This window comes from Nostoc sp. UIC 10890, from assembly GCF_054786515.1.
The window spans coordinates 3,533,625-3,556,024 of sequence record NZ_JBSGKF010000001.1 but is presented as its reverse complement, the minus strand read 5'-3'; the positions used below and the strand labels follow the sequence as shown (position 1 = coordinate 3,556,024).

Genomic DNA, 22,400 nt, shown 5'->3' with positions numbered 1-22,400 from the left:
ACTGAGTTTGCTGTAGGTTAGGATCGATCGCTAGTTCAATTTTCATCAAATCAAAGGCGGATATCATTTCAACCTATGCGATCGCACTCAGATGACGGGAAAAGGCGATCGCAAAATATAATAGCCATCATTACCAATGCTCTATAACCAATCCATCCACATAATCAAAATCTGAATCATCGGTCACAATCACCCAACCATGTTCCAGACAATGCGCTGCAATCCAAACATCATTCATAGGAATTGGTCGTCCTTTGCGCTTCAAAGCCGAACGAGTTTGAGCATAGATAACTGCCGTTCTCTTTTCCACAGGCACAACCGTACAAACTTCCATAAACTCCAAATATCGAGGAAGATTTTTCAACGGTCGAGTCGAGTTATCAGCCCCAAATAGTAACTCTCCCGCTACTACCACCGACAAAAATATTTCTGGTAACGCCAACACCCTTGAAACAACATCAGGATCACCATTCAAAAAACGTATTGCAACAGAAGTATCTAATGCAATCTCACCACTCATTTAAATCAACCTGACGACAATCAGCTTGAATTACTTCCTGTAAATTAGCTGCCTCATCATCACTCAAAATACCAGCAAATTTCGCTAGAGGATGATGATTACGCGTTGTCTGAAGCCGATGCAAAAAATCTAACATTACTTTAATTAACTCATCTGGAACCTCTGCAAGTTCTTGGATAAGCTGCTCGCGGCTAGTCATACATTTGCACTCTTTAGCAAAGTTTATCGTCTAATATTATAACGAATCATCAATTACACAGGTTTAGCCTAGGCGTAGCCCGTCGCAGACATCGCAAAAATTTGACCAGCCAAATACTCATGGCGGAGTTCGTTTTTGCTTTCTGCTTTTAAATATTCGGCAACCAAAAAAAATGCGAATCGGCGATCGCATAACTTTAAATCTGGTTTCTGGCTATCTCTTTTTAGGAGAGAGTTCAAAAATAAGTCTAAAGATAGATTGACAATATATTTATTTACCGAAAATATCCTTCCTTTGTAGCAAACTGGTTATAATTATCTTCCATCTCCCTCAGAAATTAAATTCTCATCTACACAGTATTTATATGGGACGTGTTCGTTCTAAATCTGACCTACCCACAAAAATCTGTCCGGTATGTCAACGTCCTTTCACATGGCGTAAAAAGTGGCAAGATTGCTGGGAGGATGTGAAATACTGTTCAGAACGTTGTCGTCGTCGCCGTTCTGAAGCGCAAACTTAAAGGGACTGGGGAATGGGGACTGGGAACTGGGGACTAAGAACTGGAGAATGGGGAATGAATTCTTTCCAATACTCAATTCCCGATACCCAATCCCTGATACCCAATCCCCAATCCCTAATAAAACCAACTGCAACACAGACGCAAATAGCGCAAGAGATTAATGGAGTTACAGGTGCAACCTAAATTAATTATTCATGGAGGGGCTGGTAGTTCTCTCCACGGTAAAGGAGGATTAGAGGCGGTGCGCCGATCGCTCCATACAGTAATAGAAGAAGTCTATTCTCTACTATTGTCAGGAGTAACTGCCTCAGAGGCGGTGGTGCAGGGTTGCCAAATGCTCGAAGACAATCCCCGCTTTAATGCTGGTACTGGTTCAGTACTACAATCTGATGGGCAAATCCGCATGAGTGCTTCTTTGATGGATGGTGCATCAGGGCGGTTTAGTGGTGTTATTAACATCTCACGGGTGAAAAATCCCATTGATTTAGCGCAATTTTTACAAAGTTCCCCAGACCGAGTGCTATCAGATTTCGGTTCGGCTGAGTTGGCGCGGGAAATGCAAATTCCTAGCTATAACGCATTAACCGATTTGCGGTTACAAGAATGGATACAAGAGCGCCAAGATAATTTTAAAAGCACAATGGCTGGCGTGGTAGCAGAACCCGAACTTTTAGAAACCAGCAATGCCGGACGCGGTACCATAGGTGTTGTAGCTTTAGATACTTATGGTAAACTAGCTGCTGGCACTTCTACTGGTGGTAAGGGCTTTGAGCGGATTGGACGAGTAAGTGATTCTGCCATGCCCGCAGGTAATTATGCTACTAGTAATGCTGGTGTAAGTTGTACTGGGATTGGGGAAGATATCATTGATGAGTGTTTAGCTCCCCGGATTGTAGTACGTGTCACTGATGGTATGCCCTTGAAGGATGCTATGCAGCGCTCCTTTGGAGAAGCGCACCACAATAAACGAGATTTGGGAGCGATCGCCTTAGATGCCAGTGGAGCGATCGCTTGGGGAAAAACTAGCGAAATCTTACTCGCCGCCTACCACGACGGCGAAAAAGTTGGTGACACCTTGGAGTGGAATGATAATGAATTGATTGGCTATTGTTGAATCAGTTCCAGTGCTTCGGCTAAAGTTTCTTGCTTGTCAACCATTTCAGCTAATTCTTGGGCTTCATAACGCCCCTCAAAAGCTTCTAGCGCCGCTCTTTTCAGTGCTACTTGATATCCTTGTTGCAGAATATCGATTAATTCTGCTTGATTCAAGTAAAAACCACCGGATTTGCGGCGCTTGTTTATTTTATTGATTTCCCGCACCGTATTTTCTATCGAAACATCCCACGAGCGAGTAGAACGTTTTTCAGCCTTTTGTTTAATTAAATGAATGAGCAGAATTACACCATAACTATCAATTTTATTGATTTTGTCACTGAGGCTCATTTCTTCTAACTCATCCACCAACAGCAGCGCCTCATGGATTTTGCCTTGTTCTAGAAATTGCCTCAGTTCTAGCAATTCTTCCATCTGCTAAGTCACCTCAAAAAGAGCGCGTGGCAATCCTGACTGGCGAATAATAGAGCGTAAAGTGCCAACACGAAGCTCATCATAATTAGGAACAGGAACAGTTAGAGTTGAGTCTTCTGTTCGCTGCTGCATAATAATATGGCTACCGCGCTGGCGTACTTGCACAAAACCATGCATCTCTAAAATTTGACACACTTCCCCACTCGAAAGAACTCGCAGCTTACCCAATATTTACCTCTAGGCGCGTAATAAAAACTTCTGTAATTAGCCGATCTTGGACTTCAGAGGGGTCAGCTGTCTCAAAAAATAATTCCAATGCTTCAACCAAATTACTGCGTGCTTCTTCGATGGTGTCACCTTGGCTAGCAATATCTAATTCTGGACAAAGCGATACATAGCCCTTTTCTTCACGCTCAATAATCGCGGTAAGTTGTTTTGTTTTCCTCATCTTTTACCTTTAGTTAAATCAGCTAATCTGATGATTTAATTATCGCTTTATTGGCTTTTCTTGCGCCAAGCTGGTTTCACTACCTGACGGCTACGGGCAATCACCAGAGAATTATCAGGCACATCTTCTGTGACTGTAGAACCAGCTGCAATATAGACATCATCTCCCAAGGTGAGTGGAGCCACTAAAACGCTATTAGCACCAGTTTTTGTGCGATCGCCTATTTTGGTACGATGTTTCTTTACGCCGTCATAATTGGCAGTAATTGTACCGGCACCAATATTCACCTGATTGCCGACAACGGTATCACCTATATAGGACAAATGGGCTGCATTTGTGCGATCGCCTAATTGCGTATTTTTTAATTCCACAAAATTCCCCACGCGGCAACCAGCACCCACCTGTACCTGACCGCGCAAATGAGCATAGGGGCCAATTCGGCTTCCTGCCTGCACAGTGCTATTTATTACTACTGAATACTGCACTGTGACATTTTCAGCCAACTGGCTATTTTCAATTAAACTCCCCGGCCCAATGTGACTTCCTGTTTGAATCACAGTATTTCCCCGTAGATGAGTTTGGGGTTCAATAATGACATCCGGCTGTAATTCTACAGTTTCATCAATGGTGATACTTGTGGGATCGAGGAGGGTTACACCCGCTAGCATCCATTTTTCCTTGACTCGTTTTTGCAAAATTTCGGATGCTGTTGCCAGTTGCAAGCGATCGTTGATACCGAGAATTTCTTGGTAATCTTCCACATCCACTGCCATAACTTTTCCTACCTGAGTTACGGCATCGGTGAGATAGTATTCTTTTTGGGCATTGTTTGCCTGTAGATGGGGAAGCACTTTTGCCAAATCTGGCCAGCGGAAGCAGTAAACTCCAGCGTTAATGCGGTGATTTTGTCTTTGGGCAGCACTACAATCCTTATGTTCGACCATTTGCTGCACAATATTTTCATCGTTACAAAAAACGCGCCCGTAGCCCGTGGGATCAGGTAGGTGGGAGGTAAGAATGGTGGCGGCGTTTTGATTTTGGGCGTGAGTTTGTAACATCTGCTTGAGGGTTTGGGTGCGTATCAACGGTAAATCGCCGTTAAGTATCAACAAATCCCCTGTGTAGTCTTCTAAGTGAGGCAGTAATTGCTGGATGGCATGACCTGTACCCAATTGCACAGTCTGTTCGACAAACTCCAAACTGGGAATTAAATGCATGGCGGCTTGCACTTCCTCAGATTGATATCCCACAATCACGATTCGCCGTGAGGGTGAAAGTGGTTCTACACTGTCGAGAACTCTCTCTACTAGCGATCGCCCACCCAAAGAATGTAAAACTTTCGGTAAGCGTGATTTCATCCGTGTGCCGCGTCCCGCCGCTAGAATTGCTACAACTACCATAATTAGCTATCAGCTATCAGTGAAATTGTGATTAATGCTGTTGGTACTTTGAATACAGGCTCAAATCATACCAGCTAATTATAGAAGACTGAAATTATCAAAGGAGTCAGAATTCAGGAGTCGGGAAAAATTGACTCAGCAAAGGTACAAGTTACAACAATAGCTAGAAATTCAAATTATTCCCTACTCTCTTTCTTTTCCATGACAAGAGCGAATAAACTCTGCAAACTGCTGCATTAGTTTGGGATTACGCCAACCAGAATCAGTTTCTTTTTGCATCACTGAAAGTGCTTCTGCTGATGTAAAAGCTCTTTTGTAAGGTCGTTCGCTGGTTAGGGCATCGTAAATATCAATTAACTGAAATACTTGCGCCAGGTAAGGAATATCATCCCCATTGAGTTTATCAGGGTAGCCTGAGCCATTCCAGCGTTCGTGGTGATGACGAATAATTGGAATTACACCCCGCATACTGCGTAGTGGTTGGCAGATTTTTTCCCCAATCAAAACGTGCTGCTGCATGATTTGCCAATCTTCGGGGGTGAGTTCGCCTTTTTTCAGCAGCACTGCATCGGGAATACCTACCTTACCAATATCGTGGAGATAACCACCCCACTTTAAATCTCGAATTTGGTAGCGTGAGAGGCTGAGGTATTCACCAAAAAATTGTCCCAGTTTTACTAGGCGTTCACAATGATTGCCCGTATTGGGATCGCGACTTTCAATGGACATGGCAATGGAAAACAGTACTTGTTCAGCATGGTCTAAATCTTCGTTCAGACGCTTTTGCCGCACCAAGGATTTTACACGCGCCGACAATTCCACTCGATCAAAGGGTTTGGTGAGAAAATCATCTGCACCAACTTCAATTCCCCGGATTCGCGATCGCCTGTCATTTAACGCTGTAATAAAAATCACTGGGATTAGTCTAGTCTGCTCATCCTGTTTAAGCAATTGGCACACTTCAAATCCATCCATTCCCGGCATCATCACATCCAGCAAAATCAAATCTGGTTGTTTTTGAGTTACCAATCCCACAACAATGGAACCACTGTCCGCCTCAATCACTTCGTATCCTTCCATCCCCAAGAGGGCAACAGCAGTCATCCGACTGGCGGCATGATCGTCAACAACTAAAACCTTCGGCGGATCTAAATCAAACCCATTCACCTTAGAACCTTTGGCTTGTAGTGTTCTAGAAACCAGTGAATCATCACCACAACTAACATCAGCTTTTATCCAAGAAGACAGTGCTTGGCTATCTTCAAGCATAATGTCTCCTTGAGATAAGCCTAAAGAATAACTCTCCGCATTTTGCGATCCTACGGTATTATTTAAACCTATACTCTTCACTATGTTAATGGGGTTTGACCCACTAACAATTTGTTCTGTAAAGCCTGTATGGTTGGATTTCCATTGAATCACAAAGGCACTCCAAGTTTTTGCACAAGTTAACAGTGTTAGATTTCAAAAAAAATTAATATTCGATTGTATCTGAGCCAGAGTTTTCATAGAGATTATGTATGATATCAAACTGCCTATCTGAGTTTTTCGCAGTATGTATCTTTTATGTTACGAACAAGGTGTATCTTGTTGTCAAATTTTTTGCTCCTAATTCCAGTATGATGAATTTTCATAAATGTTAAATCAGGTTTTTTACGGAGATTATTTAACCTAGCAGCGTCAGAAAACGTTATAATCTAACACTTTATATTGAGATATCGGGTTTTGAGTGTCAAATCTTTATTGTAATTATTATATATACATATTTTTACTTACTTAGTTATAGCAACACTCAATTACTGTCAATGCTAATGTAATATTAAATACTACCATAAAAACAAGCTAATTGGCTTGTAAAAACTCGTTGCCTGAGTATGTAAATAAAGAAATCAGAAATTTTGCCAAAAAATGTTTACTTTTGTGGAATTAAGGACTAAAGATGAGACTTGTAGTTGCTCAGGTGCAGCCCGTCGTATACATCGCAACCGAACTACAAACTAGTTCCCAAAAAATCTCTACTTTGTTTTCCTAATAGCCACCTTTTTCGCCAATGGGAGGTAGGTTCCAGCGAAGAGATTTCTTGCTCTTGTTGTCGCCGCATTACTATGACTTTGGTTGGATCGCTCAATTGAGGATCGCGATAAGGAATAGCAGCACGAGTTAGCAAGTGTTCTTTTTCAATTTGTGAGAGGGGCAGAGAAGACTCTTTGGGTGGACTAACTTTTGCTCCCCCACCTCTTGCGTGCAATGCCACAGTACCAGGCGATCGCCTTCCCACGGGTGGAGTAGAACCTATGATCAAGCCAGCAGATAAAAGCGCTATGCGTACAGCAGCAGCACAAGAATAGGTGGCTAATAAACCATCTGGATGTAAGCACAATGACAGCTGTTTAATAAATTCAACAGTCCATAATTGAGGACATTGAGGTGGTGAAAAGGGATCGAGGAAAATAGCATCTGCCCAAAAACTCGATTGATGTACTAGCTTTATCGTAGTTCTAGCATCGCCAATTAGTAGCTTCGCTTTTAGGCTAGGTGTTTGCACTTGATGCTCAAAAGCTAGCTCTTGCAACATTTCAATATAGTTACAGTTCCAATTGTCGAACAAGTGATGAGCGATCGCAGCTTGTGGTACAGCTGGATTTAGTTCTAAACCGATTACTTCCACACAGCAACCAGGATTCACTGCCCAAATTGTCTGCAAAGCAGCAGCCGTGTTATATCCTAGACCATAACAAATATCCAATAGTCGTAATACTGGTTTTTGCGCTGCTATAGCCAGTTGAGTCGGTTCCACAAACTTGGAAAAACTCTCCTGCTGCGCTCCATAATGGCTGTGAAAGGATTCACCAAACTCTTGAGAGACAAAGGTGAAAGAACCATCTGCTGTGAGCTTAGGTGTAAAATTCTCTAAGTCTGACATCTTACAAAAAAAACTAAATAATGACCAATGCCAAATTCCCAATTTGTTGTTTCGCCAACTTGGCTGTTTGAACATCTAGATGATCCGCAAGTCGTTATTGTGGATTGTCGCTTTTCCCTAGCCGATCCACAACTAGGACAACAACAGTACCAGACAAGTCATATAAAGGGGTCATATTACCTAGATTTGAATCAGGATCTTTCTAGTCCAGTGGGTAAGCATGGTGGAAGACATCCTTTACCTAACTCTAATGATATAGCGAAGAAATTTGCGGCGATTGGGGTAAATTACCAAAAAACTTTAGTTGTAGCTTATGATGATTCGCGCTTTGCCTTTGCAGCTCGTCTGTGGTGGCTGTTGCGCTATCTCGGACATGAGCAAGTAGCAGTAATGGATGGAGGCTTTACTGGATGGCAAAAAGCTGGGTATTCTGTTACAGATGTTATTCCTCCCGCCCGAATGGGTACGTTTGTAGCTCAAGTACAAACAGAAAAGGTGGTAGATATTACAGCGGTGAAAAGCCGGAAAGATAGCCACGAGGTAGTATTGGTAGATTCAAGAGAAAGCGATCGCTACCGAGGAGAACGAGAGCCAATTGATAAAATTGCTGGGCATATTCCCGGCGCAGTCAACTATCCCTGGCAAGAAGTCACAGATTCTTCCGGCTACCTACTTCCTCAAGAGGAACAACGCCGTCGCTGGGAAAAGCTAGAAACAGCCGAAGAAATCTTCGTATATTGCGGATCTGGCGTTACTGCTTGCGTAAATTTACTTTCTTTAGAATTAGCTGATATTACCAAAGGTAAACTTTATGCAGGCAGCTGGAGTGATTGGATTAGTTATATGTAGTAATTAATGATTATTTTTTAACAAATAACAAATAACAAATGACAAATGGCAAATGACAAATGGCAAATGGCAAATGACAAATGACAAATGACAAATGACAAATTTCAAAACCGACCTAATTGTAAACTGTAATTAATACTGAAGAACCAGCCATCAAAATCAATGTTTTCGGCGGTTGAACTACCCAAACTTGCTCCAGCCTGTAAATTCAGATTACTAGTCTCGGATATTCGGTAATTCAAGTGCCCGAATAGCCGATGAAATTGGTCTTCTCGATCGCGCTGTGTAAAGTCTGAGAAGTTTCCCTGGTAGTTAATACCAACCTGGAGAGGCTTTTGCAAGTAGTAGTTCAGAGACAACCAAAAGGTATTGATTATCCGATTACGACTTGGGGGATCAGCAAAATTTACACTCAATTCGTAAAAGCTATCTAGGGTTAATCTTGAAGTTAAGGGATCTCGCCGTCCTAAAGACAGTTGTAGGGAATTCTCATTTAAAAAGCGATCGCCAGCTTTAAAGCCATCTGGGCGATCGCTGTTGTTGGCATAAAATAACTGTTGATTGCTCCAAGTGATTTCTCCATACATTCGCTGGGATAGATGCTGGTAAAGACTGAGATTAAATCTCACCTGGTTGTAATGATATTGTGACTGATTTATGTAACGAATGAGATTGCCATCAATTGAGGCGTTTAAATAAGTCTTAGATGTCAAAGGGAAATATGCAGAGGCTAGTGTCAGTCCAGAAATAATTAAACCATCTTCTATGGGACTATCATCTGAGGAAAAAATATTAGTAGTCTGAAAGTAGCCTACACGCCCCTGTAGGTAGCCTATGGGTTTAAAATTCTTAGGTATGATGGGTTGTTCTATGGGTGGTAGCTGCTGTTCTAGGGGTCGTAACCGCACCCGCAACCCCAATTCGCGATCGCTATCAGACTCAGGTGGTTGTTTTGGCGATCGCAGCAGTTCTATTAGCCTCTCTAGCCTTTGAGAATAATCTATCTCAGGTGTCTTTAATAGTCGCTCTTTTGAGTCTGAAGGAGATGTTGGCAAATTACTTGGCTGCGATTCTAGCTGTGGCGGGTCATTTTGCCTTTGAGCATTTTCAAGTTCTTCAGTTTGGACTGGAGTTTGAGGTGTTTCTGGTGTTTGCTGTGTCAGATTCAACGGCATCTGAGAGTCTAAAAAATGCGACTCACTCGACTGCTTGCACAAATATTTAATTGCCTCTTGTTCCAACTTCTGACATAACCGTTGATAATTTACTTGTGTGCTTACTAAACTGTTAGGACGCGAAATATCTGTATTTGCAGATTCTGCCGCATCTACTCTAATGCAACACCAGCTTCCACCACTGGATGCTAATAAAATACAAAAAAACAAATTTTTCCAGTTTTGGAGTCGCATCTGGTTAGATCGCGTTGATCGCATTTGGCAAATGTAGACCCATAAGCTGTACCGGAAGTTCCGATTCCGAATAGACAATTGACTGCATCTATTTTAGCCTTGTAGGTATATACTGAAACTACAAACTAAAATTGTTGCTTTTCGGATTTTTTCCTAGATTATTTTGTAAAACTGAAATGCCCCGATCAAGTTTATGCTGAAATTTAGTGAAATATAGCCAGTGAGTAATCTCACAAAAAATTCCTAGCAACTTCTTCTCCTGCATAACTGATAACCCTTTGGCTGAAATGATTAGAGAGAATTATATGTAACGTACTCATTATTTAATTGTTGATATCAAATACTAGTATTTAAATCTGCTACAGACTTTATTACACACTAATGTTAGTTTCATAATGAAAAATTAAATCAACTAAGTACATATTAGTAATCTGATTTTATTCCTGAACTTACTTGCGTAGAGAGGGAGCAGAGAAGAGAAAAAAGTAATAAAATAATATAAATATCTATAGATTTTTCTTAAAAACCAAACATGATTCATCTAGTTTACTTATTATCTCCTCTATGTTATTAGAAACTAAATAAAAATTCAAATAAATTTACCTAAAAAAATCCTATAAAAATTAGCATTTAGATTAAAGATTTAATTTTTTTGATATTAGTTGAAGCTCAAAAATTATTAACCTATGTTTTATAAATCGTTTCCATTATTGGTGATTAGTTTATGGGCAGCTATAGTACTGCCTTTGCCAAATCGGGTAAGCGCCATAACTCCTCTAACGCGAGCAGAGATTCAGAACCTCCGTAACATCGTACAACTGATACCGAAAGATAAATTGAAGAAACGTCCTGCACGCAAATTAGATGCAATAACTCCTGGGGACGGGTTGTCAACTGGTAGAGCTTCCCTAGCAGATTTGCGTTTCAATGACGGCTCTTTGGCACGAGTTGGAGAACAGGCGTTATTTCAATTTTTGCCTAAGACTCGTGACTTTAAACTGTCAAATGGGACTGTGTTGCTGCTCATCCCACCAGGACAAGGACAAACACGTATACAAACACCAAATGCAGCAGCAGCAATTCGTGGTTCAGCATTATTTGTGCGCTACGACCAACAAACAGACACCACTATTGTGGGTGCGCTAACAAATAGCGGCATTGAAGTTTCTAACAAGGAAGCTTCTGAAACTCAGGTGTTGGAAGCAGGGCAAATGGTGATTATAGTTAAAGGGAAATTTGATAGGTTATATGATTTTGATCTGAGAAATTTTTATGAAACGAGCCAACTGGTTCGAGAACTTGATTTGAACAGGCAAAATCCTGTACCTACGCCTGATCCTGCAATCATAAGTGTTCAAGCTGAAACTGTTGAGGCTTTGGAAGCACAGCCACCGATAAAAGGCGAGGGAGTATTTGAAATGAAGCTAACTCCTACACCCGATACTCCAGCTGAGACAACACCCAAAGCCTCAACTGAGACAAAACCCGACACCTCAACTGAGACAAAACCCAACGCCTCAACTGAGACAAAACCCAACGCCTCAACTGAGACAAAACCCAACGCCTCAACTGAGACAAAACCCAACGCCTCAACTGAGACAAAACCCAACGCCTCAACTGAGACAAAACCCAACGCCTCAACTGAGACAAAACCCAACGCCTCAACTGAGACAAAACCCAACGCCTCAACTGAGACAAAACCCGACACCCCAACTGAGACAACACCAGTCACCCCAATTGAGACAACATCCGACACCCCAACTGAGACAACACCAGTCACCCCAATTGAGACAACACCAGTCACCCCAATTGAGAAATTACTCAACACCCCAATTGAGAAATTACTCAACACCCCAATTGAGACAACACCCGACACCCCAATTGAGCCAACACCTGTAACTCCAATTGAAACAACACCCGACACCCCAATTGAGCCAACACCTGTAACTCCAATTGAAACAACACCCGACACCCCAATTGAGCCAACACCTGTAACTCCAATTGAAACAACACCCGACACCCCAATTGAGCCAACACCTGTAACTCCAATTGAAACAACACCCGACACCCCAATTGAGCCAACACCTGTAACTCCAATTGAAACAACACCCGACACCCCAATTGAGCCAACACCTGTAACTCCAATTGAGACAACACCCGACACCCCAATTGAGCCAACACCTGTAACTCCAATTGAGACAACACCCGACACCCCAATTGAGCCAACACCTGTAACTCCAATTGAGACAACACCCGACACCCCAATTGAGCCAACACCTGTAACTCCAATTGAGACAACACCCGACACCCCAATTGAGCCAACACCTGTAACTCCAATTGAGACAACACCCGACACCCCAATTGAGCCAACACCTGTAACTCCAGTTGAGACAACACCCGACACCCCAATTGAGCCAACACCTGTAACTCCAGTTGACTCTCCAAGCACATAAAAATACTAATGGGGGTACAAGATAGATGCTCTGCAAACGCCGAACACGGTTTGTTTTATTAATATTGTGTAAATCCTGATGGAACTTAGCTGTTACAACGCAGCAGTTAAGACTTATACCCCACACCAGAGGCATAACCATAACAAACAATTGTAGTTACTCCCTCTACAGCAATCACAGCAAAAAGTGATATTCCCTACGACGAGATAACATCTGCTAACGCTAGATTAAATCAAGGACAGGACTTATACAGGGTTCACCAGATATCCTTATATAGTTCAATCACATTCTGTGTGTAAGTTCCCAGGAACTGATTTGTTGCTAAAGAGAACATAAATTTATGACTTTTGATTACGACCTGTTTGTGATTGGTGCGGGTTCTGGAGGTTTGGCGGCTTCCAAAAGAGCGGCTAGTTATGGCGCAAAAGTGGCGATCGCTGAATATGATTTAGTTGGTGGTACTTGTGTGATTCGCGGTTGCGTTCCCAAAAAACTTATGGTCTATGGCTCTCACTTTCCTGCATTGTTCAGTGACGCTTCAGGCTATGGCTGGAAAGTGGGTAATGCTGAGTTTAATTGGGAATATTTCATTACATCTATAGATAAGGAAGTTCGGCGACTGTCCCAACTACACATCAGCTTTTTAGAAAAAGCCGGAGTAGAACTAATTTCTGGTCGCGCCACATTGGTAGACCCCCACACCGTAGAAGTTGATGGACGAAAAGTTACGGCGGAGAAAATTTTAATTGCTGTTGGTGGGCGTCCTGTCAAGCCAGATTTACCAGGAGTGGAATATGGCATTACCTCCAACGAAATCTTTCATTTAAAAGAACAACCAAAACACATCGTCATTGTTGGCGCTGGTTATATTGGCACAGAATTTGCTTGTATTATGCGTGGTTTGGGTTCTGAGGTGACACAAATTACCAGAGGTGAAAAGATTTTGAAGGGTTTTGATGAGGATGTCCGCACAGAAATTGAAGAGGGAATGACGAATCACGGAATTCGGCTGATTAAGAATAATGTGGTGAAAGCAATTGAACGTTTACCAGAAGGGTTGAAACTGACTTTATCAGGAGACGATCAAGAACCAATAATTGCCGACGTATTTTTAGTGGCGACAGGTCGAACTCCCAACGTAGATGGACTGGGTTTAGAAAATGCTGGGGTTGATGTTGTCCCTAGTTCTATCGAAGGGCCTGGATATGAAACTACAAATGCGATCGCAGTCAATGAATATAGTCAAACTAGTCAACCAAATATTTTCGCTGTTGGCGATGTCACTGACCGAATCAGTTTAACTCCCGTGGCCATTGGCGAAGGTCGCGCTTTTGCCGATAGTGAATTTGGGAATAACCGCCGCGAATTCAGTCACGAAACTGTTCCCACAGCCATATTTTCTAATCCCGAAGCCGCGACAGTCGGCTGGACAGAAGCCGAAGCCCGCGAGAAACTTGGTGATGCTGTTACCATTTATCGCAGTCGCTTCCGGCCCATGTACCACAGCTTGACTGGTAAGCAAGAGAAGACAATGATGAAGTTAGTGGTTGATAGCAACACTGATAAAGTGCTAGGCGCTCACATGGTAGGTGAAAATGCAGCCGAGATTATTCAAGGTATGGCGATCGCTGTGAAAATGGGCGCAACTAAAAAAGACTTTGACGCTACTGTGGGTATCCATCCCTCAGCCGCAGAGGAATTTGTCACAATGCGTTAACTAGGTCATTGTCCTTTGTCTTTTGTCTCTTACTGTTTAAGCTAAAACTAATGACCAATGACAAATGACTAAGGACGACCCTAACGGTAAAACTTGGATGTTTACTCAGTATATCTACTTGCACGGCTTTGCTTCCAGCCCTAATTCTGCCAAAGCGCGAGATATAGGCGATCGCTTTTCCCAAATTAAAACAAAGCTGAAAATTCCCGATTTGAATGCTGGCGGTTTTTCCCAGTTGACCATCACTCGTCAGATCAATCAAGTTGCCGCAGAATTCAGTAATGATTCTACGCCAGTAACGCTGATTGGCTCAAGTTTGGGCGGTTTGACCGCTGCCCACTTGGGTCAGCAATATTTACAAGTACAGCGTCTTGTGCTACTAGCACCAGCTTTTGGGTTTTTATCTCATTGGTTGCCCAAGCTAGGAAATGAAGAAGTGCAGCGTTGGCAGCAAGAAAAACATATCATGGTCTACCACTATGGGGAAGGCCGATCAATTCCTTTAAGCTACAATTTCGTGACAGATGCCGCCCAATACCAAGAAAAGCTTTTGCAACGTCCTATCCCCACCCTAATTTTGCATGGAAAAAAGGATGAAGTTATCCCCATCGAAGCCAGTCGTGACTTTGCACGTTCAAATCCTTGGGTGGAGTTAGTCGAACTCGACAGTGACCACGCTTTAGGTAATGTTATGGAAGAAATTTGGCAGGCAATTCACCTCTTTTGCCAATTACCTTGAGGCTGTAAAATATTAAACTCTTATATAACTAAATGTCCTTAGTAATTTGTCCTTTGTTAGTTACCAATGACTAATGACTAATGACCAATGACTAATAACTAAAACTATGCTTCCCTTCATCCGGTCAGATTTAGCACAATTTAGTGCGTACAAACCCCACCCCAGCAGCGATACAGCCGCATCTGTCCCCACACAGTTTGATCGGCTGGATACAAATGAAAGCCCCTACGATTTACCACCTGAGCTAAAAGAGAAGCTGGCCTGGACGTATCAGCAAGTAATTGAAACAAATCGTTATCCCGATGGTGGACATGAAACACTTAAGGATGCGATCGCTGAGTATGTCAATGAATCAGCCGCTCTCTCATCATCTTTGTTTACTGCTGCCAATATTTCTGTTGGCAATGGTTCAGATGAACTAATCCGCTCTTTATTAATCGCCACCTGTCTAGGAGGAGAAGGTTCAATTCTCGTTGCTAATCCCACTTTCTCTATGTACGGTATTTTGGGACAAACTTTGGGCATTCCTGTAGTGGCAGTGGGTAGAAATGAAACCAATTTTGAAATTGACATCAGCGCCGCACAGTCCGCCATCGAACAAACTCAAAATCCTGCCATTCGCGTAGTTTTCGTAGTACATCCCAATTCACCGACTGCCAATAGCTTAACTGCGGCAGAGTTGGCATGGCTAAAAAGTTTACCACAACATATTTTGGTAGTAATTGATGAAGCTTATTTTGAATTCAGTAAAAATACTCTAGTACATGAATTAAGTCAACACCCTAATTGGATTATATTACGCACTTTTTCTAAAGCCTTCCGACTAGCAGCTCTCCGTGTCGGTTATTGCGTCGCTCATCCCGAAGCGATCGCCATCTTAGAAAAAGTTCGCTTACCCTACAATCTCCCCAGCTTTTCCATCGCAGCAGCATTAGTTGCTTTACAAAACCGCACACTGTTACTTGAATCAATTTCCCAAATACTGACTGAACGAGCTAAACTCATCGAAATTTTATCCCAACAACCAGAACTACAAATTACTCCAAGTGCTGCCAACTTTATTTATCTGCGTCTTCAACCAAATGGCTCTCATCCGCAAGATACTGCTTTAAAAACTTTCCACCAAAAACTTAGGACACTCGGCACTCTTGTGCGACACATTAGCGGAGGATTACGAATTACTGTTGGGACAATAGAAGAAAACACCCGCACCGTAAATCGAGTACAAGCTGCTTTGGCAAATTTGGAATCTTAGCAATTAGTTCAGTAATTAAATCTGCTGTCCATCTCACTACCCAAACGGCGTACTATTCCCACTGTTTGTGGCAGCACACCCACTAAAAGAGCAAAGGCAACATCCGGCAGAAGATGCACTATTTCTGGTGGGAAGTATTGTTCAAATTGATCAAGAATTTTTTGGACTCGCTGCCCAGGCACTGGGTTTTCTGTAATTTGTTTAATCAATCGAATCCACTGTCGTCTAATCAAGTAAGCCTTCTGGCGATCCTCATTAGATTCGGGAGTTAATAAAGACAGATTACCTATAGGCAGTGCCCTTTGGCAATCACAATCATAATCCCCACCCACAGCAGCCCCAGGCCCAGCAAACTCTGCATGGTAGCGCTTAAAGAGTATTAATCCATTTCGTCTACGACTATTGACGATGAAGACTTCTCCACTGTGCAAACGTGTCAGGATATCCAAACTTTGCGATTGCTCAGTTCCGTCTGACATGACAAGAGAGTCAAGGAAACTAGTTTCAGGGTAATAAGTTGATACCATAGAGGTCTGATAGCGTCGATGCTGTTCGCTATCCATGTTTTTTAAACTTTCAACGAATGTGGTAGTAGTATGCACTTCAAAACAAAACTAGTTGTTATATCAAATCAGGTTTTTGAATTCTTTTATTATCAAGACCTTTCTGGCCAATTTAACTAAAATAGCAATAGATAGGCGTTGTTTCAGCAATTGAGTGATTATATTTTATGAGATATAACTAGATTTGTCTGTAAACTATTGGAGTGTTTTATTAAAGTTTTTATAAAGATGAATAACTTAATTACAAAGTTATTATGAGGAAGTGGTGATTTTGTTAAAATTAATTTCGCAATATGCTGCTATTATAATCCATTTATTTATATCTAAGATACTTTAAAATATTTGTTAATAATAAATCCAAAATATAATATTTTCAAATATTAAAAATTTTTACTGAAAACATACTTTTTTAATATGACCGAGAGGATTTTTTGTAATAAAGTATAAATCAAATATTTTTCCTAAAAAGAATTATCAAAAGCTATTTACTCGCTTCGTAAATTAATATATTTATTTTAGCTGTTATCTAGATATTTCACTAAATCTTGGCTAGATTTTTAAGTAGATTCATTTGTGTTTAATTAACAAATCAATTGCAATACAAAAATTGACAATTGCTAAAATCCGATTCGAGATAATCTAGTCAGCACTTAGGTGCTTATGCAATAACATCTGGCTTGAGCGTTTGAGAAAAAATGTATTCCAATTAGATTCAACTTTATGTACCCGGTATCCCAGCTTGAAATAAAGCTGTCTTGCTTGATGGTTATTTTCTAAAACATGGAGATATAAGTCTTGAAATCCCCACTCACGAGAGACTTTTTCACAGCTAGTCAGTAATCCTGAAGCCACACCATGTCTACGGTATTTTGGATGAACCGCTAAATTAGATAAGTAAGGAAGACCTACGCCAACCTGGTTCCATGAATCACTGTAACGTACACCCAATTCCACACTTCCCACTAAGTTATTAACTTCACCACTAGTAGCTTCAAAAGCTACTAAACAAACATGACGGGGCGCAGGTGATGCCATCCGATGCCTTAAGTCTTCGTAAATACCCAGACGTAGTAATGGGAAAGCCCATCCCCATATACCGTTGTGGGAATGAAAGCTTTCAGTAATAATTTGGGCAACACCAATCAAATCAGCAGGTGTAGCCGCACGAATTTGGAATTGGTAGGAAGCTGGGTTGATTGGCTGTTGGTGGTATGGGTAAAAAAACCGATATTTCAAGGCTAGTTTAGTATTGATTTTATTCAACGAAAATTTTATCAAATATCCTAAAACCAGATTTAAACTGAATGAGAACTTAAGGGTCGCCCAGGAAACTCAACTGACCTGAGATTGCTAATTCGCTTTTGCTTGTGGATCAAACAAAGTTTTACACTTTAGTTTGGGATTTTTTAACCTGTATTTTTGAAAGACTGTTAGGAGTTACAGTTTCATCATTCCATAACCTTAAGTTCAGTAAGTTCAGGTGCATCACCTGTTTTAGGTAGATAAGTGATCAGATTGTTACATCTTTAAGGTGGTATAGCTTTGGGTGAGTGGGCAGAGACATAGCATAACTTGTCCATAGGCAGCATCTACAAAATTGTTAAGTAAGTACACCATTAGTAAACTCTGGTTTCAAACCACCCTTGTTTGCAGTACTGAACCTGTTTTTGCAGTTGCCGCTACATCGAGACTACTTTTCTACAGAGTGGTAGGAATAGGCTGTACAGCTAGTGGACAAGAATCTACAAGGCTCCCTAATCCCTAATCTCTGACTCCTCAACGACTACCACTTGTCTTAATGATAGTTCTGATTGCTAAATTAGAAAGAGGTATTTGTCTAATAGTATACTTTGGCTTTAAATATTATTGTTTTAATTTTGTTGGCTCTACCATGACTACCATAAATAAAATTTACCTGCAAATGTTAGTACAACTGCCGCAGAGGGAAAACTTAATATGCAGCTTCATCTGGATTTTTCAGCTAGCTATGAGCGCTGTATGTAGTATCAGACATTGCTCACAGGAGGTGAAGGAAGATTTGGCAAGCAACCATCGACTCTGTAACACTAAAACAGACTATGAAAGCAATTACACTGCACCAAAGCAAACGGTAATCGGCACAAGCCATTGAGACGAATTCCTGTGAGTAAACGCTCCTACACTCAGCAGTCATGTAGCCAAGCAGCTTTATTGGTCGAAATGCTCTGCTATTACCTGACTCAGAACAATCCTTACCTGATCAGATTATTCTTTATCCGACTGCCGTTGCAGCAGGAAAGCGGTGCATGAAATCCCAAGCAAACAGTAAGCCTAAAATTTTGGTTGTCGATGATGAGCCAGACAACCTTGACTTGCTTTACCGTACTTTCTATCGCGACTATAAGGTGCTAAGGGCAAACTCTGGCCCTGCGGCACTCGATCTGCTGGCTCAAGAGGGAGAGGTCGCGGTGATCATCTCCGATCAGCGGATGCCGATGATGAGCGGTACAGAATTTTTGAGTCTGACAGCAACTCAATATCCAGATATTATCCGGATTATTCTAACTGGCTACACCGATGTCGAAGACCTGGTGGAAGCAATCAACGCTGGTAAGGTATTCAAATATGTCACCAAACCGTGGGAAGCCGAAGAACTCAAAGGAGTGGTACGCCAAGCTTTGGATACCCACAATGTTCTCAAAGCCAGAACCCGCGAACTTACCCGCACACTCCGTCAAGAATCGCTGCTGAATACCGTTACAAATACGATTCGCAGTGCTTTAGACTATAGACAAATTTTGCAAGCAATTGTAGATACAGTGGGTCATATGTTGGAGGTGGATGTCTGTCTGTTGCGTCCCTTCCAAGATGAGCAGTTGGCGGATAAAGGATTCATTTACCAGAAGGCTGTTTCTGAAGAAGCTCTTGAGCAGGGGAACGGGGGAGCAGAGGAACAGGGGAGCAGAGGAGAAGTTTCAGTAAGTCTTTCCTCTATGCCTCTTTTGGCTCAGACGGTGTGGGAAACCCGTGAAGTCCAGGTGATTCATGATGTGATCGATGATGAGCGTATTCACGGTAATACTCCCGAACTGCGTGAGCGTGGACAAGCTTTTGCTGCTGCTGACATTTGTTCTAGTTTAGTTGTGCCATTGATCTGCCAACAAGAACTAATGGCAGTACTAGCACTGCACCAGTGTTCTCTACCTCGCTTCTGGGGAGATGATGAGGTGCAGTTAGTGTTGATGGTAGCGGATCAGGCAGCTTTGGCTTTGTCTCAAGCTTATGCTTACGAACAAGTACGTGCCCTTGCCAAGCGAGAAGCTCTAATTAATACGATTACTAGCGCGATTCGCTCTAGCTTAGATCCCCAAGATATCTTTGCGGCGATCACTCAGCAATTGGGACAAGCTTTACAAGTCGATGGCTGTGTCCTGTCTTTGTGGACAGAAGAAGATGAATTTGTTGAGTGTGTGGGCTTGTATGACAGTTTTCAATATTCAGAAAATTTGCGTAGGCACAACCCGTCGCAGGCATCGCCAGTCTCAGACAAGAATTCAAGTAGTAATAATCACCTCTCAACCCAGAGATTACCTTATTCTCAAGCATCCATACAGGAGAATCCCATCCTCCAACAAATGCTACAGACACATGAACCTGTAGTAATTGGTAACGTGAGCCATTCTCCTTCAGATGTATGGGGTTTTGATTTACCTTTAAAAATGCCAGCGCGATCGCTAATGTTCGTGCCATTATTGGCTGATGGTAAATGTATCGGTAGTATTACTTTGCATGAAGGCAAAAAAATACGTCAGTGGGTGTCATCTGATATCGATTTGGCGAAAGCAGTAGCAGCTCAAGCAGCGATCGCTGTGCAACAATCACATTTGTATCAAAAAACTCGCCAACAAGCTGAACGCTTACTGGAATTAGATAAACAAAAAACCGAATTTTTCCAAAATATCTCCCATGAATTTCGCACACCCATCACCTTGATTCAGGGGCCTTTAGAGTCAGCTGTGGCGGCTGGTGAGGGATTATCTTACTCTCAAAGTGCGATCGCCCTGCGTAACTCTCGCCGCTTGCTGAGACTGGTAAATCAACTCCTCGATTTACAACGCCTGGATGCGGGAAGAATGCAACCTAGTTTCCATCCCTGCGATTTAGTTGAATTTGTCAGCCAAATTGTGGAATCTTTTCGTCCCTACTGTGAGAAAAAGAGACTACATCTCGTTACCCAGCTAGATGAATGTTCTACGGTGTACTTGGACATGGAAAAATTTGACAAGGTGGTTTATAACCTTCTGTCAAATGCCATGAAGTTTACCCCTGAAGGTGGCACGATCAGTGTCAGACTAAAATCTGAACATAATCGTTGCATATTGCAAGTACAAGATACTGGAATCGGCATTGTTCAAGAACAAATTCCCCATCTATTTGAGCGCTTCCGCCAAGCTGAAGGTTCAGCAAACCGATCCTATGAAGGCAGTGGTTTGGGTTTAGCCTTAGTTAAAGAATTGGTAGAATTACATGGTGGTCAAGTCACCGTGGAATCAGTTTACGGCGAAGGCACTACCTTTAGTTTATGGCTTGTGACTGGAAATGCTCATTTACCCGCACAGCAAGTACTAGAAACGTCAACAGAACTGAATACAAGCCGTGCTAGCGTAGAATTAGCTGATTTAGAACTGGTAGAGTCAACAACAGACCATATTGAAGATATTACAAGAAACTTTGCCCCCAGTATTGATACTCAAGACTCAGCACTTAAGACTCAGCACTCAATTTTAGTTGTAGATGACAACCCGGATTTGCGAACCTATGTATCTGAGATTTTCCGCCGCAATGGCTATCATGTACAGACGGCTCGTAACGGTCATGAAGGGCACAGTAAAGCTAAGGAAATTATACCCAGCTTGATTGTGACTGATTTAATGATGCCCTTGGTCAGCGGACTTGAGATGATTCAGATGATCCGCAATGAGGATAAGTTAAAAGGAATACCAATCATTCTGCTGACAGCGAAAATAGATGAGGAAACTCGCATTGAAGGTACAGAACATGGTGCGGACGCTTATTTAGCAAAACCATTCAACGATCGGGAACTATTGGCGGAAGTTCGCAATCTTTTAGCGTTGAAAGAAAATGAACGACGAATTGTGGAGTTAAACACTTATCTAACAGAATCGGTGCTAAAACGCTTTTTACCAGCTGTCTTGGTGCAAAAAGCCGCAACCGGTGATTTAACGTTAGATTTGCGCCCAGAACCACGCTTAATTACAGTTCTGTTTAGTGACATTGTGGGTTTTACACAGCTAGCAAATACTCTCAGATCCCGGCGAGTAGCAGAGTTGCTAAATGAATATTTAGAAGCCATGACCAAGGTTGTCTTTAGTAATGGCGGCACTGTAGATAAATTTATGGGAGACGCTATCTTAGCTTTATACGGAGCGCCGGAAGAACTAACCCCTAACGAACAGGTACGTCGTGCTATTAATACAGCCAGAGCAATGCATCGTTCACTCGCGGAATTGAACCAACGCTGGCAAGACCAAGGTGTATTCGATGGTCACAAACTTACTAGCGTCCAGTTCCGGTGTGGTATCCACCAAGGTACTGCTGTTGTGGGGATGTTTGGTAGCGCTGAACGTGCCGATTATACTGCTATTGGCCCAAGTGTGAATATTGCTGCTAGATTACAAGCTGCCGCTGTTCCCGGTACAATCCTGGTTTCTGCTGCCGTGGCAGATTATTTACAGGAAGGAGAAATTACTAAAGGTAGTCCGCTAGAACTTAAAGGAGTAGATGAAACAGTTTTGACTTTCGCTGTTACACCAGAGATAATGGTTAATCGCTAAAATTTAGACTGGTATTTGAAAGCATTATCAATGAATAAGAGTGC

Annotated in this window: 22 protein-coding genes; 10 read left to right on the top strand and 12 right to left on the bottom strand. The window is 42.1% G+C overall.

Features of this window, described 5'->3' with window-relative positions:
• Window positions 1–130 precede the first annotated feature (130 nt).
• From ACWATR_RS14520 to ACWATR_RS14510, 3 genes are all read right to left on the bottom strand, one after another.
• On the bottom strand, window positions 131–520 hold the full coding sequence (locus tag ACWATR_RS14520) for a PIN domain-containing protein (protein WP_460333433.1): 390 nt from the start codon (window positions 518–520) through the stop codon (window positions 131–133).
• Window positions 510–719, bottom strand: a complete 210-nt coding sequence (locus ACWATR_RS14515; protein ID WP_460333430.1) for a hypothetical protein — start codon at window positions 717–719, stop codon at window positions 510–512. The genes ACWATR_RS14520 and ACWATR_RS14515 overlap by 11 nt, the downstream gene beginning before the upstream one ends.
• Before the next feature lie 68 nt (window positions 720–787).
• A complete protein-coding gene (locus ACWATR_RS14510) occupies window positions 788–958 on the bottom strand; it encodes a hypothetical protein (RefSeq protein ID WP_460333427.1) in 171 nt (56 codons plus the stop codon).
• A 125-nt stretch (window positions 959–1,083) separates the two neighbouring features.
• Here ACWATR_RS14510 and ACWATR_RS14505 point away from each other — a divergent pair, with 125 nt between their 5' ends.
• Genes ACWATR_RS14505 through ACWATR_RS14495 form a run of 3 tightly spaced genes read left to right on the top strand, consistent with a single transcriptional unit; the run spans window position 1,084 to window position 2,353 of the window.
• Window positions 1,084–1,239, top strand: coding sequence for a DUF2256 domain-containing protein (locus ACWATR_RS14505; RefSeq protein ID WP_181932485.1), 156 nt, complete (start codon window positions 1,084–1,086; stop codon window positions 1,237–1,239).
• A gap of 54 nt (window positions 1,240–1,293) precedes the next feature.
• On the top strand, window positions 1,294–1,422 hold the full coding sequence (locus tag ACWATR_RS14500; protein ID WP_435020999.1) for a hypothetical protein: 129 nt from the start codon (window positions 1,294–1,296) through the stop codon (window positions 1,420–1,422).
• On the top strand, window positions 1,400–2,353 hold the full coding sequence (locus ACWATR_RS14495; RefSeq protein ID WP_460333423.1) for an isoaspartyl peptidase/L-asparaginase: 954 nt from the start codon (window positions 1,400–1,402) through the stop codon (window positions 2,351–2,353). The genes ACWATR_RS14500 and ACWATR_RS14495 overlap by 23 nt, the downstream gene beginning before the upstream one ends.
• On the opposite strand, the gene ACWATR_RS14490 is transcribed toward ACWATR_RS14495, so the two are convergent.
• From ACWATR_RS14490 to ACWATR_RS14465, 6 genes are all read right to left on the bottom strand, one after another.
• Window positions 2,344–2,766 (bottom strand): DUF29 family protein, encoded by a 423-nt coding sequence (locus ACWATR_RS14490; protein ID WP_460333420.1) that lies wholly within the window; start codon window positions 2,764–2,766, stop codon window positions 2,344–2,346. The two genes, ACWATR_RS14495 and ACWATR_RS14490, sit on opposite strands and share 10 nt — an antisense overlap.
• 3 nt (window positions 2,767–2,769) lie before the next feature.
• A complete protein-coding gene (locus tag ACWATR_RS14485; protein ID WP_435020993.1) occupies window positions 2,770–2,961 on the bottom strand; it encodes a type II toxin-antitoxin system HicA family toxin in 192 nt (63 codons plus the stop codon).
• Between the two features lie 25 nt (window positions 2,962–2,986).
• Window positions 2,987–3,214 (bottom strand): type II toxin-antitoxin system HicB family antitoxin, encoded by a 228-nt coding sequence (locus ACWATR_RS14480; protein WP_181932482.1) that lies wholly within the window; start codon window positions 3,212–3,214, stop codon window positions 2,987–2,989.
• A 47-nt stretch (window positions 3,215–3,261) separates the two neighbouring features.
• On the bottom strand, window positions 3,262–4,614 hold the full coding sequence (gene glmU / locus ACWATR_RS14475; protein ID WP_460333417.1) for a bifunctional UDP-N-acetylglucosamine diphosphorylase/glucosamine-1-phosphate N-acetyltransferase GlmU: 1,353 nt from the start codon (window positions 4,612–4,614) through the stop codon (window positions 3,262–3,264).
• A gap of 183 nt (window positions 4,615–4,797) precedes the next feature.
• Window positions 4,798–6,036, bottom strand: a complete 1,239-nt coding sequence (locus ACWATR_RS14470) for an HD domain-containing phosphohydrolase (protein ID WP_460333414.1) — start codon at window positions 6,034–6,036, stop codon at window positions 4,798–4,800.
• A 568-nt stretch (window positions 6,037–6,604) separates the two neighbouring features.
• Complete coding sequence (locus ACWATR_RS14465) at window positions 6,605–7,537, bottom strand: tRNA (5-methylaminomethyl-2-thiouridine)(34)-methyltransferase MnmD (RefSeq protein WP_460333411.1); 933 nt, start codon at window positions 7,535–7,537, stop codon at window positions 6,605–6,607.
• A 27-nt stretch (window positions 7,538–7,564) separates the two neighbouring features.
• On the opposite strand from ACWATR_RS14465, the gene ACWATR_RS14460 reads away from it, so the two are divergent.
• Window positions 7,565–8,386 (top strand): sulfurtransferase, encoded by an 822-nt coding sequence (locus tag ACWATR_RS14460; RefSeq protein ID WP_460333408.1) that lies wholly within the window; start codon window positions 7,565–7,567, stop codon window positions 8,384–8,386.
• A 104-nt stretch (window positions 8,387–8,490) separates the two neighbouring features.
• On the opposite strand, the gene ACWATR_RS14455 is transcribed toward ACWATR_RS14460, so the two are convergent.
• Window positions 8,491–9,795, bottom strand: coding sequence for a porin family protein (locus ACWATR_RS14455; RefSeq protein WP_460340431.1), 1,305 nt, complete (start codon window positions 9,793–9,795; stop codon window positions 8,491–8,493).
• Between the two features lie 686 nt (window positions 9,796–10,481).
• Here ACWATR_RS14455 and ACWATR_RS14450 point away from each other — a divergent pair.
• The 4 genes from ACWATR_RS14450 to ACWATR_RS14435 all read left to right on the top strand — a co-directional run bounded on the left by ACWATR_RS14450 (window position 10,482) and on the right by ACWATR_RS14435 (window position 15,959).
• A complete protein-coding gene (locus ACWATR_RS14450; RefSeq protein ID WP_460333406.1) occupies window positions 10,482–12,248 on the top strand; it encodes a FecR domain-containing protein in 1,767 nt (588 codons plus the stop codon).
• A gap of 340 nt (window positions 12,249–12,588) precedes the next feature.
• A complete protein-coding gene (gene gor / locus ACWATR_RS14445; RefSeq protein WP_460333403.1) occupies window positions 12,589–13,965 on the top strand; it encodes a glutathione-disulfide reductase in 1,377 nt (458 codons plus the stop codon).
• A gap of 97 nt (window positions 13,966–14,062) precedes the next feature.
• Window positions 14,063–14,704: a YqiA/YcfP family alpha/beta fold hydrolase gene (locus ACWATR_RS14440; RefSeq protein ID WP_460340428.1), complete on the top strand. Its 642-nt coding sequence runs from the start codon at window positions 14,063–14,065 to the stop codon at window positions 14,702–14,704.
• A gap of 106 nt (window positions 14,705–14,810) precedes the next feature.
• Window positions 14,811–15,959 carry a histidinol-phosphate transaminase gene (locus ACWATR_RS14435; RefSeq protein ID WP_460333400.1) on the top strand — a complete coding sequence of 383 codons (1,149 nt, stop codon included), beginning with the start codon at window positions 14,811–14,813 and terminating at the stop codon, window positions 15,957–15,959.
• Window positions 15,960–15,967: 8 nt separating this feature from the next.
• Here the strand turns inward: ACWATR_RS14435 and ACWATR_RS14430 are convergent, their stop codons facing one another.
• Together ACWATR_RS14430 and ACWATR_RS14425 are read right to left on the bottom strand one after the other, a co-directional pair.
• Entirely contained in the window at window positions 15,968–16,522 is a 555-nt protein-coding gene (locus ACWATR_RS14430) for a hypothetical protein (protein WP_069071117.1), read from the bottom strand.
• A gap of 639 nt (window positions 16,523–17,161) precedes the next feature.
• Window positions 17,162–17,800, bottom strand: a complete 639-nt coding sequence (locus ACWATR_RS14425) for a GNAT family N-acetyltransferase (protein WP_460333397.1) — start codon at window positions 17,798–17,800, stop codon at window positions 17,162–17,164.
• 864 nt (window positions 17,801–18,664) lie between these two features.
• Here ACWATR_RS14425 and ACWATR_RS14420 point away from each other — a divergent pair.
• Both ACWATR_RS14420 and ACWATR_RS14415 read left to right on the top strand, forming a co-directional pair.
• Window positions 18,665–18,811 (top strand): hypothetical protein, encoded by a 147-nt coding sequence (locus ACWATR_RS14420; RefSeq protein ID WP_460333394.1) that lies wholly within the window; start codon window positions 18,665–18,667, stop codon window positions 18,809–18,811.
• Window positions 18,808–22,356 carry a response regulator gene (locus ACWATR_RS14415; RefSeq protein WP_460333391.1) on the top strand — a complete coding sequence of 1,183 codons (3,549 nt, stop codon included), beginning with the start codon at window positions 18,808–18,810 and terminating at the stop codon, window positions 22,354–22,356. The genes ACWATR_RS14420 and ACWATR_RS14415 overlap by 4 nt, the downstream gene beginning before the upstream one ends.
• Window positions 22,357–22,400: the final 44 nt, after the last annotated feature.

Bases quoted from the DNA above. Each gene is read 5' to 3' on its own strand.
- ACWATR_RS14520 (WP_460333433.1), bottom strand. From the start codon at position 520: ATGAGTGGTGAGATTGCATTAGATACTTCTGTTGCAATACGTTTTTTG.
- ACWATR_RS14515 (WP_460333430.1), bottom strand. From the start codon at position 719: ATGACTAGCCGCGAGCAGCTTATCCAAGAACTTGCAGAGGTTCCAGAT.
- ACWATR_RS14505 (WP_181932485.1), top strand. From the start codon at position 1,084: ATGGGACGTGTTCGTTCTAAATCTGACCTACCCACAAAAATCTGTCCG.
- ACWATR_RS14500 (WP_435020999.1), top strand. From the start codon at position 1,294: ATGAATTCTTTCCAATACTCAATTCCCGATACCCAATCCCTGATACCC.
- ACWATR_RS14495 (WP_460333423.1), top strand. From the start codon at position 1,400: ATGGAGTTACAGGTGCAACCTAAATTAATTATTCATGGAGGGGCTGGT.
- ACWATR_RS14490 (WP_460333420.1), bottom strand. From the start codon at position 2,766: ATGGAAGAATTGCTAGAACTGAGGCAATTTCTAGAACAAGGCAAAATC.
- ACWATR_RS14480 (WP_181932482.1), bottom strand. From the start codon at position 3,214: ATGAGGAAAACAAAACAACTTACCGCGATTATTGAGCGTGAAGAAAAG.
- glmU (WP_460333417.1), bottom strand. From the start codon at position 4,614: ATGGTAGTTGTAGCAATTCTAGCGGCGGGACGCGGCACACGGATGAAA.
- ACWATR_RS14465 (WP_460333411.1), bottom strand. From the start codon at position 7,537: ATGTCAGACTTAGAGAATTTTACACCTAAGCTCACAGCAGATGGTTCT.
- ACWATR_RS14460 (WP_460333408.1), top strand. From the start codon at position 7,565: ATGCCAAATTCCCAATTTGTTGTTTCGCCAACTTGGCTGTTTGAACAT.
- ACWATR_RS14455 (WP_460340431.1), bottom strand. From the start codon at position 9,795: ATGCGACTCCAAAACTGGAAAAATTTGTTTTTTTGTATTTTATTAGCA.
- ACWATR_RS14450 (WP_460333406.1), top strand. From the start codon at position 10,482: ATGTTTTATAAATCGTTTCCATTATTGGTGATTAGTTTATGGGCAGCT.
- gor (WP_460333403.1), top strand. From the start codon at position 12,589: ATGACTTTTGATTACGACCTGTTTGTGATTGGTGCGGGTTCTGGAGGT.
- ACWATR_RS14440 (WP_460340428.1), top strand. From the start codon at position 14,063: ATGTTTACTCAGTATATCTACTTGCACGGCTTTGCTTCCAGCCCTAAT.
- ACWATR_RS14435 (WP_460333400.1), top strand. From the start codon at position 14,811: ATGCTTCCCTTCATCCGGTCAGATTTAGCACAATTTAGTGCGTACAAA.
- ACWATR_RS14430 (WP_069071117.1), bottom strand. From the start codon at position 16,522: ATGGATAGCGAACAGCATCGACGCTATCAGACCTCTATGGTATCAACT.
- ACWATR_RS14415 (WP_460333391.1), top strand. From the start codon at position 18,808: ATGAAATCCCAAGCAAACAGTAAGCCTAAAATTTTGGTTGTCGATGAT.